A 12,455-nucleotide genomic window follows, 5' to 3' on the forward strand; every position below is an offset into this window, starting at 1 on the left:
CCTGACCGTTAGATGCCGTAATTGCCATGTCCCGTCCCCCTCGTCCCGTTTCCCGCCGCCCAGGTGCGAAGCCCGCCCAACCTTCTGCTGCAGCGCGCCGTGTCGCCAAGGTGCCGCCGGCCGATCCGAAGCTGATTCTGTTCAACAAACCCTTCGATGTGCTGACCCAGTTCAGTGACGGCGACGGCCGCTCGACGCTCAAGGACTTCATCGACGTGCCCGGGGTCTATCCCGCCGGTCGGCTGGATCGCGACAGTGAAGGTTTACTGTTGCTGACCAACGACGGTCAATTGCAGGCGCGGATTGCCGATCCCAAGCACAAGCTGGCCAAGACCTACTGGGTCCAGGTTGAGGGCGAGCCTACGGCTGAGCAATTGCAGCGTCTGCGTGACGGCGTCGAGCTGAACGACGGCATGACCCTGCCGGCCGAGGCGCGGCAGTTGGATGAGCCTGAGCTGTGGCCGCGCAATCCGCCGGTGCGCTTTCGCAAAAGCGTGCCGACCCATTGGCTGGAGCTGGTGATTCGTGAGGGACGCAATCGGCAGGTGCGGCGCATGACGGCGGCGGTCGGGTTGCCGACCTTGCGCCTGGTGCGGGTGCGTATCGGTGACTGGACGATCGATGGCCTCGATCAGGGCCAGTGGAAGGAAGTGCCGGCGCGCTTATAAAGCGCCGGACTCGATCAGGCCGATCACCACGCTCTTGATGATGAAGGCCGCCACGCCCAGGCCCAGGACGAAGAACAGGATGAACGAGCCAAAGCGTCCGGCTTTGGACTTCTTGGCCAGGTCCCAGACGATGAAACCCATGAAAATGATCAGGATGCTGACCAGGCCGGTCATCATCCACTCTTCGAACAGTGCAGGATCCATCGAACATCTCCAGCGCGGGCATGGCAAAAAGGCCGGGGGAGTATACGCGACGGGGCAGGGGGCGGGCATTGACCTGCGGCGGTGTGCCGCAGGTCTGGCCGGTGGCGGAGTGTCAGCTGCGCAGGTGGGTCAGCGGCAACTCGGTGCTGTTGAGTACCTGGTTCAGCACGAAGCTTGAGCGCACGCTGGTCACGCCATCGATGCGGGTCAGGTGCCCGAGCAGCAGTTTCTGGTAGTGGTCCATGTCCGGAACGACAACCTTGAGCTGGTAGTCCGCATCCATCCCGGTGACCAGGCTGCATTCCAGGACCTGGGGCAAGGTACGGATCGCCGCTTCGAAGTTTTCGAAACGCTCCGGGGTGTGGCGGTCCATGCCGATCAGCACGTAGGCGGTCAGGCTCAGGCCAAGCATCTTGCGGTCGAGCAGGGCGACCTGGCGCGAGATGAAACCGTCGTCTTCGAGTTGTTTGACCCGCCGCGAACACGGCGAGGGTGACAGGCCGATGCGCTCGGCCAGTTCCTGATTGGAGATGCGCGCGTCGCGTTGCAATTCCGCCAAAATGCTCAGGTCGTATCGGTCGAGTTTGCTCATGAAACAGGCCTTTTTCATATCAATTGCGGCAGATTATCCATCAGGGGTTAAAAATTGCGCAAGTCATGTTTATTTGAGCAATCTTCGCAATCATCTGTCGCCACCCCAAGCCTATTATTATCACCAGAATCACTGCCCGGACACACAGTCCACAGCGGCCCGCCGAATCAGGCCAGCCGCGGCCACCCCTCCAACAGGAGGAGAGTTGGCCCCCGGGCTACACACTGTCCACAAGACGGCGTGAGGTGAGCCGGCGTCATAAGCGTCGAGCACGGACGAAGTTTTCAAGGGGAGGCCGACGGGTCTCCCCTTTTTATTTGCCTGCGAAATAAGTCGCGCGACTGATAACCTTTCCACGAACCGGCCTGGGCTTTTCCAGTCTTATGTACAGGTCTTGAGCGTTGTGAGGAATAGCATGAAGTCGCGCCTCTGGCAGTTGGCGGGTGTTGGTGTGATGTGTGTGAGTGTCAGCGTGCCGACGCTGGCCGAAAACCAGGGCCAGGAGCAGCGCCTTCAACAGAACAGCCACGATGGCAACGGAGGCGGCCAGCACCCGCAGGGTGGCAAGGGCCATCAAGACGGCAATCAACCACACCCGCAGAACCCGCCGCCACAAAATCAGCCTCGGCCGCCGAACAACGAGGTTATCCGTGGCGATAACAGCCGTCAGTTCGAGCACAATGGCCAGGGGCATCAGGGAGGCCAGCGCCAGGAGAAACCGGCCTGGGACCCCAATGCGCGATACAACTCGCTGCCCATTCCGCAAGCGCCAGCCACGGATCTGCCGATCCAGCCGCGGCCCGACAGCGTGCGCCAGACCCAGGAACCCCAACGCGGCTATTACCAGGATGTGCCGCGCCGCTACAACGACGCCCCGCACTGGCAATCGAACGGCCAAGGCCCGCGTCCTGCCTATGACACGCACTGGCTGGGGCGACCCGACGGGCATGGCAATGGCTGGGGCCCCGGGCCGCAATACCGACCCGGCTATGTCATCGATCGCTTTCCCGAGCGCAACTATCGCGTGCCGTATCGCGGCGATGACTACTTCTACTCGGGCGGTTACTGGTATCGGCCACGAGGGCCGCACTATGTCGTAGTGCGTCCACCGTATGGAATTCGGGTCAGCTATCTGCCGGACTACGCGCGTGAGATGTGGGTCGGCGGCTCGCTGTTTTTCCTCGCCGCGGGCGCCTATTACAGCTATGAATCGACGACTCGGGAGTACGTGGTGGTGCCGCAACCGCTGGGTGTCTCCGATCAGCAACCGCCACCGGCCAGCAGTGGCTACGACGTGCTGGCCTACCCGAGCAACGGCCAGTCGCAGCAACAGATCGACCAGGACGGTTACGAGTGCTATCGCTGGGCGGTGGAACAGTCGGGCTTCGACCCACGGGCGATGACCTATCAGCCGGCGCCCGAAGTGGTGCAAGCCTATCGCCAGGCCCAGGGCAACTGCCTGGCCTCGCGGGGCTATCAGGTCAATTACTGATCGCGCGCAGCCTTGACCACTTCCTGCGGGTCGGCGTGCACCAGCACTTCGGCGCGCGGGTAGGCGCTGTGGATGGCGGCGGCGGCCTGGTCGCTGATGGCGTGGGCGACTGACAGGGTCAGTTCTCCGGGCAATTCCAGGTGCAACTGCACGAACCATTGGTTGCCGGACACCCGGGTGCGCAAGTCATGCGCGCCGAGCACGCCGGGCACGCCACAGGCCAGTTCCAGCATGTGTTGGCTGACGTCAGTCGGCAGTTCTTCATCCATCAAGACGGTGAAGCTTTCCCGAGCGATCTGGATCGCACTCCACAGAATGTAGACAGCAATCCCCAGGCCGAACCAGGCGTCCAACTGGTGCCAGCCGAACCCGGCCAGCACCAGCGCAATCAGGATGCTGCCGTTGAGCAACAGGTCGGAGCGGTAGTGCAGGGAGTCGGCCCGCACCGCGTTGGAGCCGGTGGCGCGAATCACTCGATGCTGCAGGATCAGCAGGGCCACGGTCAGGGCCAGGGAAAACACGATCACGCCGATGCTCAGCCAGGGCGCACCGATCGGCTCTGGATGCTTGATCCGCTCAAACGCCTGCAGGGCAATCAGCACGGCGCTGCCACCGATGAACAGCGCCTGGGCCATGCCCGCCAAGGATTCGGCCTTGCCATGGCCGTAGCGGTGATCGTCGTCCGCCGGGCGCAGCGCGTAATGCACCGCCAGCAGATTGAGCAGCGAAGTCACGCCGTCGAGCGCCGAGTCGGTCAGGCCGGCGAGCATGCTTACCGAACCGCTCAACCACCAGGCAATGGCCTTGGCGATCACCAGCGTACAGGCCACCGCCACCGAAGCGCGGGTGGCCAGGCGTAACAGGCGAGCATGTTCCTGGCTGTTGGTCATGGGTGCATCGTTCCTTCGGTGCCGGGGATCAGGCTGCGGGTTGCAGGCCCAGGGAAGCCAGTTGCTGGGCACTGCCCTTGTGCTGGATCAGGCGTGGGTCGTCCAGCGGAAAGCTACGGCCCAGTTCGTGCTCCAGGATGCTCTGCAGCTTGGCGTTGTCGACCTGGCCGTCGGCGCCGATGGCCTGCTGCAGTTTTTCCGGGGCGATCTGTGCGGTCTTGCCCGGCTCGAAGTAAATGGCGCCGGTGGCGAAGTCGACGGCGAAAGCGATCAGCCCGGGGATCACATAAAACAGCAGGCCCACGGCATCCAGCACGGCAATCGCCGGGTCGATCTTGCCTTCGATCTGGCCACGCCGATCAGGATAGAAAATCGACCCGCACGCAGTCAGTTGGGTCAGCAGGCTCGCGACCAGTACACCGCCAATCAGGCGAAACGGAACACGCATAAGAAATCTCCCGGGAATACTTGGAACGAAACGTCGTCGGTCAACCATAGGACCGTGATAAACGTCAGGCAGTTCGCCGTTATACTCGCCGCTCTGTTTTGGAGCCAGCATGATCTCGTTGCCGATTGATGAAGTTTTACCCGCATTGCGTGCAGCCTTGGCGGAGCGCCACGAGGCGGTGCTCGAAGCACCCCCCGGCGCCGGCAAGACCACCCGCGTGCCCTTGGCGATGTTGAACGAGCCCTGGTTGGCCGGGCAGACCATCCTCATGCTCGAGCCGCGCCGCCTTGCTGCGCGCGCCGCCGCCGAGCGCCTGGCCAGTGAGCTGGGGGAGAAAGTCGGGCAAACCGTCGGCTACCGGATTCGCCTGGACAGCAAGGTCGGCCCCACTACCCGCATCGAAGTCGTCACCGAAGGCATCCTCACTCGGCGCCTGCAGGAAGATCCGGCGCTGGAAGGCGTGGGTCTGCTGATCTTCGACGAATACCACGAGCGTAGCCTCGACGCCGACCTGGCGCTGGCACTGAGCCTGAATGGCCGCGAACTGTTTCGTGATGAGCAGCCGCTGAAGATCCTGCTGATGTCGGCGACCCTGGAAGGCGAGCGCCTGGCCGGCTTGCTCAACGACGCACCGATCCTGCGCAGCGAAGGGCGCATGTACCCGGTGACGATGCGCTGGGGACGGCCGTTTCAACCCGGCGAATTCATCGAGCCACGGCTGGTGCAGACGGTGCTCGAAGCCTTGCACGATGAAACGGGCAGCCTGCTGGTGTTCCTCCCCGGCCAGGCAGAAATCCGTCGTGTGCATCAGCAATTGGTTGACGCCCTGGGCGAGCAGAGCGATGTGCTGTTGTGCCCATTGCATGGCGAACTCGACCTCGCGGCCCAACGCGCGGCGATCGACCCGGCGCCCGTGGGGCAACGCAAAGTGGTGCTGGCCACCAATATTGCCGAGACCAGCCTGACCATCGACGGCGTGCGGGTGGTGATCGATGCCGGCCTGGCGCGGGTCCCACGCTTTGACCCGGGCAGCGGCATGACCCGCCTCGACACCCAGCGCATTTCCCGCGCCAGCGCCACCCAGCGTGCCGGTCGGGCCGGACGCCTGGAGCCGGGTGTGTGTTATCGCTTGTGGTCGCAGGACCAGCACGAGCAACTGGCGGCCTATGCCAGCGCGGAAATTCTCTCGGCGGATCTCGCCGGCCTGGCGTTGCAGTTGGGTCGTTGGGGCGTGACGCCCGGGCAGTTGATCTGGCTCGACGTGCCGCCGAGCGCGGCCTATGCGCAAGCCCAGGATTTGCTCGATCGGCTGGGCGCCCTGGAAGGTTCGTCATTGACCCGTCACGGCCAGGCGATGGCCGAATTACCAGCCCATCCGCGCATCGCTCATTTGTTACTGCGCGGCCAGGCGCTGGGCTTGGCGAACATGGCGTGCGACGTTGCGGCGCTGCTCGGCGAGCGGGATATCCTGCGTGGCGCGGGTGCGGACTTGCACAGTCGCCTGGTGTTGTTGTCCGGTGAAGCGCGTGCCGCTCGCGGGGCGCAAGGCGGCGTGCAGCGGGCGCGGCAACTGGCGCGGCAATACCGTGGTTACCTGCGGGGAACCGCTGAGCAAGCGGTGGCGGATCCCGAGCATCCGCGTTGGCTCGGTGCCTTGCTGGCGCTGGCCTATCCCGATCGGGTGGCCCAGCAACGGCGCGCTGGCGGTGCCGAGTATCGGCTGGCCAATGGTCGCGCCGCGTTGTTCGCCGAAGCCGACAGTTTGATGAAACAGCCGTGGCTGGTGGTCGCTGACTTGGGCAGTCGTCAAGGGCAGCGCGAAGAGCGGATTTACCTGGCAGCGGATTTTGATCCGGCACTGTTTGACTCGGTGCTGGCCGAGCAGGTGCGTTGCGTCGATCAGCTGGATTGGGACGAGCGCGAAGGCGTGCTGCGGGCCGAACGCCAGCGCAAGGTCGGTGAGTTGGTGCTGAGCCGCGAGCCCTTGACCGGGCTGGATGAAAGCGCTCGCAGCCAGGCGTTGGTCAATCTGGTGCGACGCAAGGGCATGGAGTTGTTGCCCTGGACGCCGGCGCTGCGGCAATGGCAAGCGCGGGTGGCAATGCTACGCCAGCTTGATCTCGACCAGCACGGTGCCAGCGACTGGCCGGATGTCAGCGACGGAGCCTTGCTCAAAGGTCTCGAACACTGGTTGATGCCGTACCTGGGCCGAGTCTCGCGGCTCAGTCACTTTGCCAGCCTGGACCTGTCGAGCATTGTTCATAACTTGCTGCCGTGGCCCCTGCCGCAACGTCTCGATGAGCAGGCGCCGCAATCCTTGAGCGTGCCATCAGGGTCGTCGATTCGGCTGGACTACAGCGAACAGCCGCCGATTCTCGCGGTGCGCCTGCAGGAACTGTTCGGCCTGGCCGAAACCCCGCGCATCGCCGGCGGCCGGCAGGTGGTCAAGCTGCACCTGCTATCACCCGCGCGGCGCCCGGTGCAGGTCACCCAGGACCTGGCGAATTTCTGGCGCAGTACCTATGCCGAGGTGAAGAAGGACTTGAAGGGGCGCTATCCCAAGCACTACTGGCCGGACGACCCGCTGGTGGCCGAAGCCACGGCGCGGGCCAAGCCGCGCAAGTCCTGAACGGGTCGGCATCTAGGGGGCTGCCGGCAACAGAAACCGCGCGATCACTGGCAGGTGATCGGAGATGCGCAGCGTGTCGTCCTGCCGCACTTCGGCTTCCACGCGCTTGATTCGCGAGCTGTAGAACAGGTAGTCGACGGTGCGATCCGGGCCATTGAGGCCGGGGTCGTTGGGGTAATGGGTCAGCCAGCGCTCGCGATTGATCCCACTGGCTTCGTTGTTGGTGGGAATCATCGGGTACTTGTCCCACAGCAGATGCAGCGCGCTGTCGGCGGAGTAGGGTGTGCGCTGCTCGGCGGGCAGACGCTGGAATTGTCCCAGCGGCAGCAGGTTGAAGTCGCCGCCGATCAGCCAGGGTGTGCCGCGCGCTTCGTATTTATCCAGCACCTTGGCCACGGCCGCGACCTGGTGCTGCAAGGTGTCGTCCGGCTGCACCGCCCGATCGAGATGGGTGTTGAGCACGGCGATTTGCCCGCCATCGCTTTGCGCCAGATAACTCACCAGCAGCGCGTTTTTCGGCAGGAACTGGCGGCTGATGACATTGCCCGGTTGTTCCGGCAATTGCAGGCGTTCGGCGCTTTCGATCTTGTAGCGGCTGAGGGTCGCCAGTTGCCGACCGACGCTGCCGAAAATGTGCAGGTCCGGGACAAAGTCGGCCTTCCAGTCGAAGGCCGAGGTGGTGCAAGGGTAGATATCCGCGACGCGGTCGCGCAGCAGCTTGAGCTGGTCCTGATAATCACTGGCCTTGGCCCCGTCATCCAATTCCTGCAGCAGCACCACATCCGGTTGTTCGTCGCGGATTACCCGTGCCACTTCATCCAGGCTGAAGGCCATGTCTTCCGGCGTCGGTGCTTCGTCGCTGCCTTGGGCCAGGTCGTTCCAGAATACATAGCGCTTGCCGGCGAGGTATTGCACGTTCCAGGTCATGACTTTCAGCGCCTGGCCAGGCACCAGGGGCGGGGCGTCGGCGCTGCAGCGAACCGCCAGGGTTTCTTTGGCGTCGGGGCGCCAGGTCAGGCTGAAGGTCAGGGTCAGCAACAGGCCTGCGACGATCAGCAGGCCCAGCAGGGTGTAGCGCAGTAGTCGGGTCATGGGCTCGGCTTATGGCGTTACAAAAGGTTTGGCCGAGCATAACCGAGAGCGAGGTTGCAGCCCAAGGGTGGCGCTGTCAGGCATTGCCCGGGTTGTTGTCAGCGGCATCGCTGATCAGCATGAACAGGCGGAACAGCACTACGCTGGTGAACAGTTGCAGGAAGCTGTGGCCACTTTCGATGATCACCGAAAGGACTGGATTCGGCTCCGGATACACCGACACGCTCACGCCCTTGAGCAACCAGAGCGGTGCCATCACGCAGAGAATACACACCAGAATACGCAGGAAATTGCCCCGCGCCATGCGCATGCTTTCGCGGATGGCGGCCAGTGGCTGCATGTTGCGCAGCACCAGCAGGTATTCGGCAAAGGCCAGCATCACCATCAGCCAGATGCCCGGCAGGAAGTACAGCGACAGGCCCACCAGAATCATCAGGGTGTTGACCGCGGTCAGCAGGGCGAAGCGTGGCCACAGGCTGGCCGAGGCCGCGAGCAGATCACGGGTGCGCGGCGACTCGCCGCGGCTGCGGGCATCGAGAAAGAGGATCAAGGCCGCGGTGTACAGCGGGTAGACCAGCAGACCGACAATCACGCTGTACCCGGGAAAGGCTTCCGGTCCCTGGGTGTGATCGACCAGCTGTTGCAGCAGGGCTTCGATCACCACCAGCGGCAGGCACAGTGGCACGATGCCGCCCAGGTTGCGCTTGAAGAAATACAGGGAGTCGCGGAGTACGTCTAACGGATTCATCGGTCGCTTTCGCAGGTAGCAAGGTATGGCGACACTGTAACCGATGCGCGCGCTTCCTGAACAAAGGTAAACGTTCGGTAAAGCTCATTGAAACAGGCTGTGTCGGCCCCATTACTGCCAGGCACCTTGACCATAAGGGACGAGGGCAGCGATTTCCGGTAATTCACGAGGTAGTCATGAACAGCGAAGAGCAAACCCTGATCGATGGACTGTTTTCCCGTCTGCAGCAGGCCGAAACCCAGGCCGAGCCGCGTGACGCTCAGGCCGAGGCGCGAATCAAGGAGCACCTGAGCCGCCAGCCTGCCGCGGGTTACTTCATGACGCAGGCGATTCTGGTGCAGGAGGCGGCGATCAAGCGTCTCGACGAACACAACCAGCAACTCGCGCAACAGTTGCAGCAAGCCCAGGATGAACTGCAGCGAGCCAAGGCCCAGGCGCCCGCGGCGGCAGCCAGCAGCGGCGGATTCCTGTCGAGTATTTTTGGTGGTAACCGTGAGGCGCCGCCAGCCGCCCAGGCTCCGGCAGCCTTCAGTAGCAATGGCTGGCGTGAGTCCGGAAGTCCTGCTGGCATTGCGCAATCCTCGCGACCAGGCTTCAGTGGATCGCCTCAGAACTATGCCGCACCGCCACAGCAGGCGCCCGCCGCTGGCAGTGGCTTCCTCGGTGGCGCTTTGAAAACCGCGGCAGGCGTCGCCGGTGGCGTGATGCTGGCACAAGGCATCAGCAGCCTGTTTCACAGCAATCAGAATCCGCAAGAGATTGTCGAGGTCATCAAGGAAGAGCCCGCCCAGGTCAACGACAACGGCTGGGGCGACGAGCCACGCATGGCCGGTAACGACAGCTACGGCAACGACCAGGGCGGATTCGCCAACACCGACTACAGCGACGACAGCTCGTCGCTGTTTGGCGATGACGATTCCTTCGTCTGACCCGCCATTCGTCCGGGACGCTGTGGCGTTCCGGACTGTTTATTCGCGGAATCTTCTCCATGACTGGCATACTGGGCGACTTTTCGGGCCTTGAGTCCGAGCAATCGCCTGCGTGCGCCAAGAGGATGTGCGGTGAAGAAGATCGCAGTGTTCGCCGATGTCCAGAACCTCTATTACACCGTACGCCAGGCCTATGGTTGCCACTTCAACTATGCCGCCCTGTGGGCGGACATCAGCCAGCGCGGGCAGATTGTCGAGGCTTACGCCTACGCCATCGATCGCGGTGACAGCAAGCAGCAGCAGTTCCAGCAGATCCTGCGCAACCTCGGCTTCACCGTGAAGCTCAAACCCTACATTCAACGCAGCGATGGCTCGGCCAAGGGCGATTGGGACGTGGGCATCACCCTCGATATCATGGACGCCGCCGACCATGTCGACGAAGTGGTGCTGGCTTCCGGTGACGGCGACTTCGACATGTTGCTGGAGCGCATCATCGCCAAGCATGGGGTCGAGGCGGTGGCGTATGGTGTTCCCGGCTTGACCGCCAACTCGCTGATTCGTGCAGCCACCCGCTATGTGCCGATCGAAGGCGCGCTGCTGCTTAAAAACTGATTATTGAACGCAAGGAACAGGTTTGGAACGCATCGCTGTCATCGACTTTGAAACCACCGGAATCTCCCCCAGCAGCAGTTGCCGGGCCACGGAAATCGCCGTGGTCATGCTGGAGCAGGGGCGCATCGTCGACCGCTACCAGAGCCTGATGAATGCGGGCGTGCGAGTGCCGGCCTTTATCGAACAACTGACCGGCATCAGCAATGCCATGTTGCGCACCGCGCCGAGCGCCGAGCGGGTGATGAACGAGGTCAACGAGTTCGTCGGCACCACGCCACTGCTGGCCCACAATGCGGCCTTCGACCAGAAGTTCTGGGACTTTGAACTGGGGCGAATCAAGCGTACCCGCCTGCAGAACTTTGCCTGTTCGCTGCTCCTGGCTCGCCGCCTGATGCCGGCCGCACCCAACCACAAGCTCGGCACGCTCACCTCCTTTGCTCAATTGCCCCATACCGGCCAGGCGCACCGGGCCATGGCCGACGCCGAGATGGCGGCCAACCTGACCGCGCACCTGATGCAGGAGTTGCAGCAGACCCACGGCTTGGGTGAGCTGTCCCATGATTTTCTGTGCCGCCTGCAGAAAGTCCCGGCGGCGAAAATCAACGACCATCTCAAGCGCCATCGCGGACTCTGACGCACCTCACTTGCCCGGGCTTTCCAGTTGCGCCAGCGGCACACGTTTGTCGAAGGCGCTGGACAGCACAATCGAGGTCTTGCTGGAGCCGAAGCGGGCGACTCGATTGATCAAAGCCTCAAGCTCGATCATCGACGCCACCGCGCCACGCATGATCACGCAGGCATCCCCCGTCACCCGATAGCACTCGGTGAGCTGTGGGATGCTGAGCAACTCGTCGTAGGCTTTCTGGTTGCCATGCTGGGTCAGGCGCAGCTCGATCAGGCACTGGATGGGGAGGCCGACCTTGGCCAAGTCGACATTCGCCTGGTAGCCAGTGATCACCCCGTTGGACTCCAGCTTGGCGACTCGCTCGGCGACGGCCGGAGCCGACAGGTTCACTTTGCGCGCCAGCTCGGCGTAGGAAGCGCGGCCGTTTTCCATCAGGGCGCTGAGCAGCATTCGGTCGTACTTGTCCATAAACAGGCTCCAGAAACAGCTGGCTTTCGAAAGCACGGTTTATAGCGGCGAACTCCGTGTTTTGAAAAGTGTACTGGCCTTATAAAAAGGTTTTGTAACTTAAGTTCCGTCTGTCGGGTTTCTAGAATAACGCTCCACTTGCCCTGCCTCAGAGCCGCCCATGCCTGGTCTTCGCCGTTTTCCGTTACCGCTGATTAGTGCTTTTTTTGCGCTGTACGTGATCTGGGGGTCGACCTACCTGGTGATCCGCATCGGCGTCGAATACTGGCCGCCACTGATGCTGGGCGGCGTGCGGTTTATCCTGGCTGGGGCCTTGCTTTACGGTTTCCTGCGTTGGCGCGGAGTGCCGGCACCGACCTGGCCGCAGTGGAAGGCGGCAGCGCTGATTGGCGTATTGCTGCTCACGTGTGGCAACGGCGCGGTGACCGTGGCCGAGCATGCCGGGGTGGCTTCGGGTGTGGCTGCATTGGCGGTGGCGACCGTGCCGCTGTTCACTCTGTTGTTCGGCTACTTCTGGGGAACGCGTAATACGCGCCTGGAATGGGCGGGGATTGCCCTCGGCCTGATTGGCATCGCCATGCTCAACCTGGGTTCCAACCTGCAATCGAGCCCGTTCGGCGCGGCGCTGCTGATTTTTGCCGCGGCTGCCTGGGCCTTCGGTTCGGTATTGAGCAAACATCTGCCGCTGCCCCAAGGGGCCATGGCCAGTGCCGCCGAGATGCTGATCGGCGGCGTGGTGCTGATGATCGGCAGCCTGTTGTCCGGTGAGTATCTGCAGGCGTTGCCGCCGATCGAAGGCTGGATCGCGTTGATGTACTTGGTGGTGTTCGGGTCCATCGTTGCGTTCAACGCCTACATGTACCTGCTCAAGCACGTGCGCCCGGCGGCGGCCACCAGTTATGCCTACGTCAATCCAGCGGTCGCGGTGCTGCTGGGGATCGTCTTTGCCGGCGAGAGCATCGGCCTCGAGGAGGCGCTGGCGATGACGGTGATCATCAGTGCCGTGGTGTTGATCGGCTTGCCGCAGTGGCGTAAGCAGAAACCCGTGTGAATTGAGG

Annotated in this window: 14 protein-coding genes; 7 read left to right on the forward strand and 7 right to left on the reverse strand. The window is 63.0% G+C overall.

Translation table 11 applies throughout. From position 1 onward, the window contains the following. The first annotated feature begins 26 nt into the window (after positions 1-26). On the forward strand, positions 27-668 hold the full coding sequence (locus ACZYR5_RS26275; RefSeq protein WP_489092287.1) for a pseudouridine synthase: 642 nt from the start codon (positions 27-29) through the stop codon (positions 666-668). Here ACZYR5_RS26275 and ACZYR5_RS26280 read toward each other — a convergent pair. After that, positions 663-872 (reverse strand): DUF2788 domain-containing protein, encoded by a 210-nt coding sequence (locus ACZYR5_RS26280; RefSeq protein WP_016773053.1) that lies wholly within the window; start codon positions 870-872, stop codon positions 663-665. The genes ACZYR5_RS26275 and ACZYR5_RS26280 overlap by 6 nt on opposite strands. A gap of 112 nt (positions 873-984) precedes the next feature. Then, positions 985-1,464 (reverse strand): Lrp/AsnC family transcriptional regulator, encoded by a 480-nt coding sequence (locus ACZYR5_RS26285; RefSeq protein ID WP_027617785.1) that lies wholly within the window; start codon positions 1,462-1,464, stop codon positions 985-987. A 415-nt stretch (positions 1,465-1,879) separates the two neighbouring features. Between ACZYR5_RS26285 and ACZYR5_RS26290 the strand changes: the two genes are divergently transcribed. Beyond that, a complete protein-coding gene (locus ACZYR5_RS26290; protein WP_489092288.1) occupies positions 1,880-2,956 on the forward strand; it encodes a DUF6515 family protein in 1,077 nt (358 codons plus the stop codon). Here the strand turns inward: ACZYR5_RS26290 and ACZYR5_RS26295 are convergent. Both ACZYR5_RS26295 and ACZYR5_RS26300 read right to left on the reverse strand, forming a co-directional pair. Further along, on the reverse strand, positions 2,950-3,846 hold the full coding sequence (locus tag ACZYR5_RS26295; protein WP_489092289.1) for a cation diffusion facilitator family transporter: 897 nt from the start codon (positions 3,844-3,846) through the stop codon (positions 2,950-2,952). The two genes, ACZYR5_RS26290 and ACZYR5_RS26295, sit on opposite strands and share 7 nt — an antisense overlap. Before the next feature lie 28 nt (positions 3,847-3,874). After that, positions 3,875-4,294 (reverse strand): polyribonucleotide nucleotidyltransferase, encoded by a 420-nt coding sequence (locus ACZYR5_RS26300; RefSeq protein WP_489092290.1) that lies wholly within the window; start codon positions 4,292-4,294, stop codon positions 3,875-3,877. A 109-nt stretch (positions 4,295-4,403) separates the two neighbouring features. Between ACZYR5_RS26300 and hrpB the strand changes: the two genes are divergently transcribed. Then, positions 4,404-6,923, forward strand: a complete 2,520-nt coding sequence (gene hrpB, locus ACZYR5_RS26305) for an ATP-dependent helicase HrpB (RefSeq protein ID WP_489092291.1) — start codon at positions 4,404-4,406, stop codon at positions 6,921-6,923. A 12-nt stretch (positions 6,924-6,935) separates the two neighbouring features. Here hrpB and ACZYR5_RS26310 read toward each other — a convergent pair whose 3' ends face one another. Next, on the reverse strand, positions 6,936-8,015 hold the full coding sequence (locus ACZYR5_RS26310; protein ID WP_489092292.1) for an endonuclease/exonuclease/phosphatase family protein: 1,080 nt from the start codon (positions 8,013-8,015) through the stop codon (positions 6,936-6,938). A 76-nt stretch (positions 8,016-8,091) separates the two neighbouring features. Continuing rightward, on the reverse strand, positions 8,092-8,763 hold the full coding sequence (locus ACZYR5_RS26315) for a YciC family protein (RefSeq protein ID WP_489092293.1): 672 nt from the start codon (positions 8,761-8,763) through the stop codon (positions 8,092-8,094). Between the two features lie 176 nt (positions 8,764-8,939). On the opposite strand from ACZYR5_RS26315, the gene ACZYR5_RS26320 reads away from it, so the two are divergent. The 3 genes from ACZYR5_RS26320 (at position 8,940) to ACZYR5_RS26330 (ending at position 10,938) form a co-directional block, all read left to right on the forward strand. Then, positions 8,940-9,692, forward strand: coding sequence for a DUF2076 domain-containing protein (locus tag ACZYR5_RS26320; RefSeq protein WP_489092294.1), 753 nt, complete (start codon positions 8,940-8,942; stop codon positions 9,690-9,692). Positions 9,693-9,824: 132 nt separating this feature from the next. Beyond that, on the forward strand, positions 9,825-10,304 hold the full coding sequence (locus ACZYR5_RS26325) for a LabA-like NYN domain-containing protein (protein WP_489092295.1): 480 nt from the start codon (positions 9,825-9,827) through the stop codon (positions 10,302-10,304). A gap of 22 nt (positions 10,305-10,326) precedes the next feature. Continuing rightward, the gene (locus ACZYR5_RS26330; RefSeq protein WP_489092296.1) at positions 10,327-10,938 is read left to right on the forward strand and encodes a 3'-5' exonuclease; all 612 of its coding nucleotides are present in this window, start codon (positions 10,327-10,329) and stop codon (positions 10,936-10,938) included. A gap of 6 nt (positions 10,939-10,944) precedes the next feature. On the opposite strand, the gene ACZYR5_RS26335 is transcribed toward ACZYR5_RS26330, so the two are convergent. Next, positions 10,945-11,397 (reverse strand): Lrp/AsnC family transcriptional regulator, encoded by a 453-nt coding sequence (locus ACZYR5_RS26335; RefSeq protein WP_489092297.1) that lies wholly within the window; start codon positions 11,395-11,397, stop codon positions 10,945-10,947. Positions 11,398-11,557: 160 nt separating this feature from the next. On the opposite strand from ACZYR5_RS26335, the gene yedA reads away from it, so the two are divergent. Next, complete coding sequence (gene yedA / locus ACZYR5_RS26340; protein ID WP_489092298.1) at positions 11,558-12,448, forward strand: drug/metabolite exporter YedA; 891 nt, start codon at positions 11,558-11,560, stop codon at positions 12,446-12,448. The last annotated feature ends 7 nt before the right edge of the window (positions 12,449-12,455 follow it).

The organism is Pseudomonas sp. F007 (assembly GCF_057814275.1).

Coding starts and splice junctions, on each gene's coding strand:
- ACZYR5_RS26275 (WP_489092287.1), top strand. CDS start 27: ATGTCCCGTCCCCCTCGTCCCGTTTCCCGCCGCCCAGGTGCGAAGCCC.
- ACZYR5_RS26280 (WP_016773053.1), bottom strand. CDS start 872: ATGGATCCTGCACTGTTCGAAGAGTGGATGATGACCGGCCTGGTCAGC.
- ACZYR5_RS26285 (WP_027617785.1), bottom strand. CDS start 1,464: ATGAGCAAACTCGACCGATACGACCTGAGCATTTTGGCGGAATTGCAA.
- ACZYR5_RS26290 (WP_489092288.1), top strand. CDS start 1,880: ATGAAGTCGCGCCTCTGGCAGTTGGCGGGTGTTGGTGTGATGTGTGTG.
- ACZYR5_RS26295 (WP_489092289.1), bottom strand. CDS start 3,846: ATGACCAACAGCCAGGAACATGCTCGCCTGTTACGCCTGGCCACCCGC.
- ACZYR5_RS26300 (WP_489092290.1), bottom strand. CDS start 4,294: ATGCGTGTTCCGTTTCGCCTGATTGGCGGTGTACTGGTCGCGAGCCTG.
- hrpB (WP_489092291.1), top strand. CDS start 4,404: ATGATCTCGTTGCCGATTGATGAAGTTTTACCCGCATTGCGTGCAGCC.
- ACZYR5_RS26310 (WP_489092292.1), bottom strand. CDS start 8,015: ATGACCCGACTACTGCGCTACACCCTGCTGGGCCTGCTGATCGTCGCA.
- ACZYR5_RS26315 (WP_489092293.1), bottom strand. CDS start 8,763: ATGAATCCGTTAGACGTACTCCGCGACTCCCTGTATTTCTTCAAGCGC.
- ACZYR5_RS26320 (WP_489092294.1), top strand. CDS start 8,940: ATGAACAGCGAAGAGCAAACCCTGATCGATGGACTGTTTTCCCGTCTG.
- ACZYR5_RS26335 (WP_489092297.1), bottom strand. CDS start 11,397: ATGGACAAGTACGACCGAATGCTGCTCAGCGCCCTGATGGAAAACGGC.
- yedA (WP_489092298.1), top strand. CDS start 11,558: ATGCCTGGTCTTCGCCGTTTTCCGTTACCGCTGATTAGTGCTTTTTTT.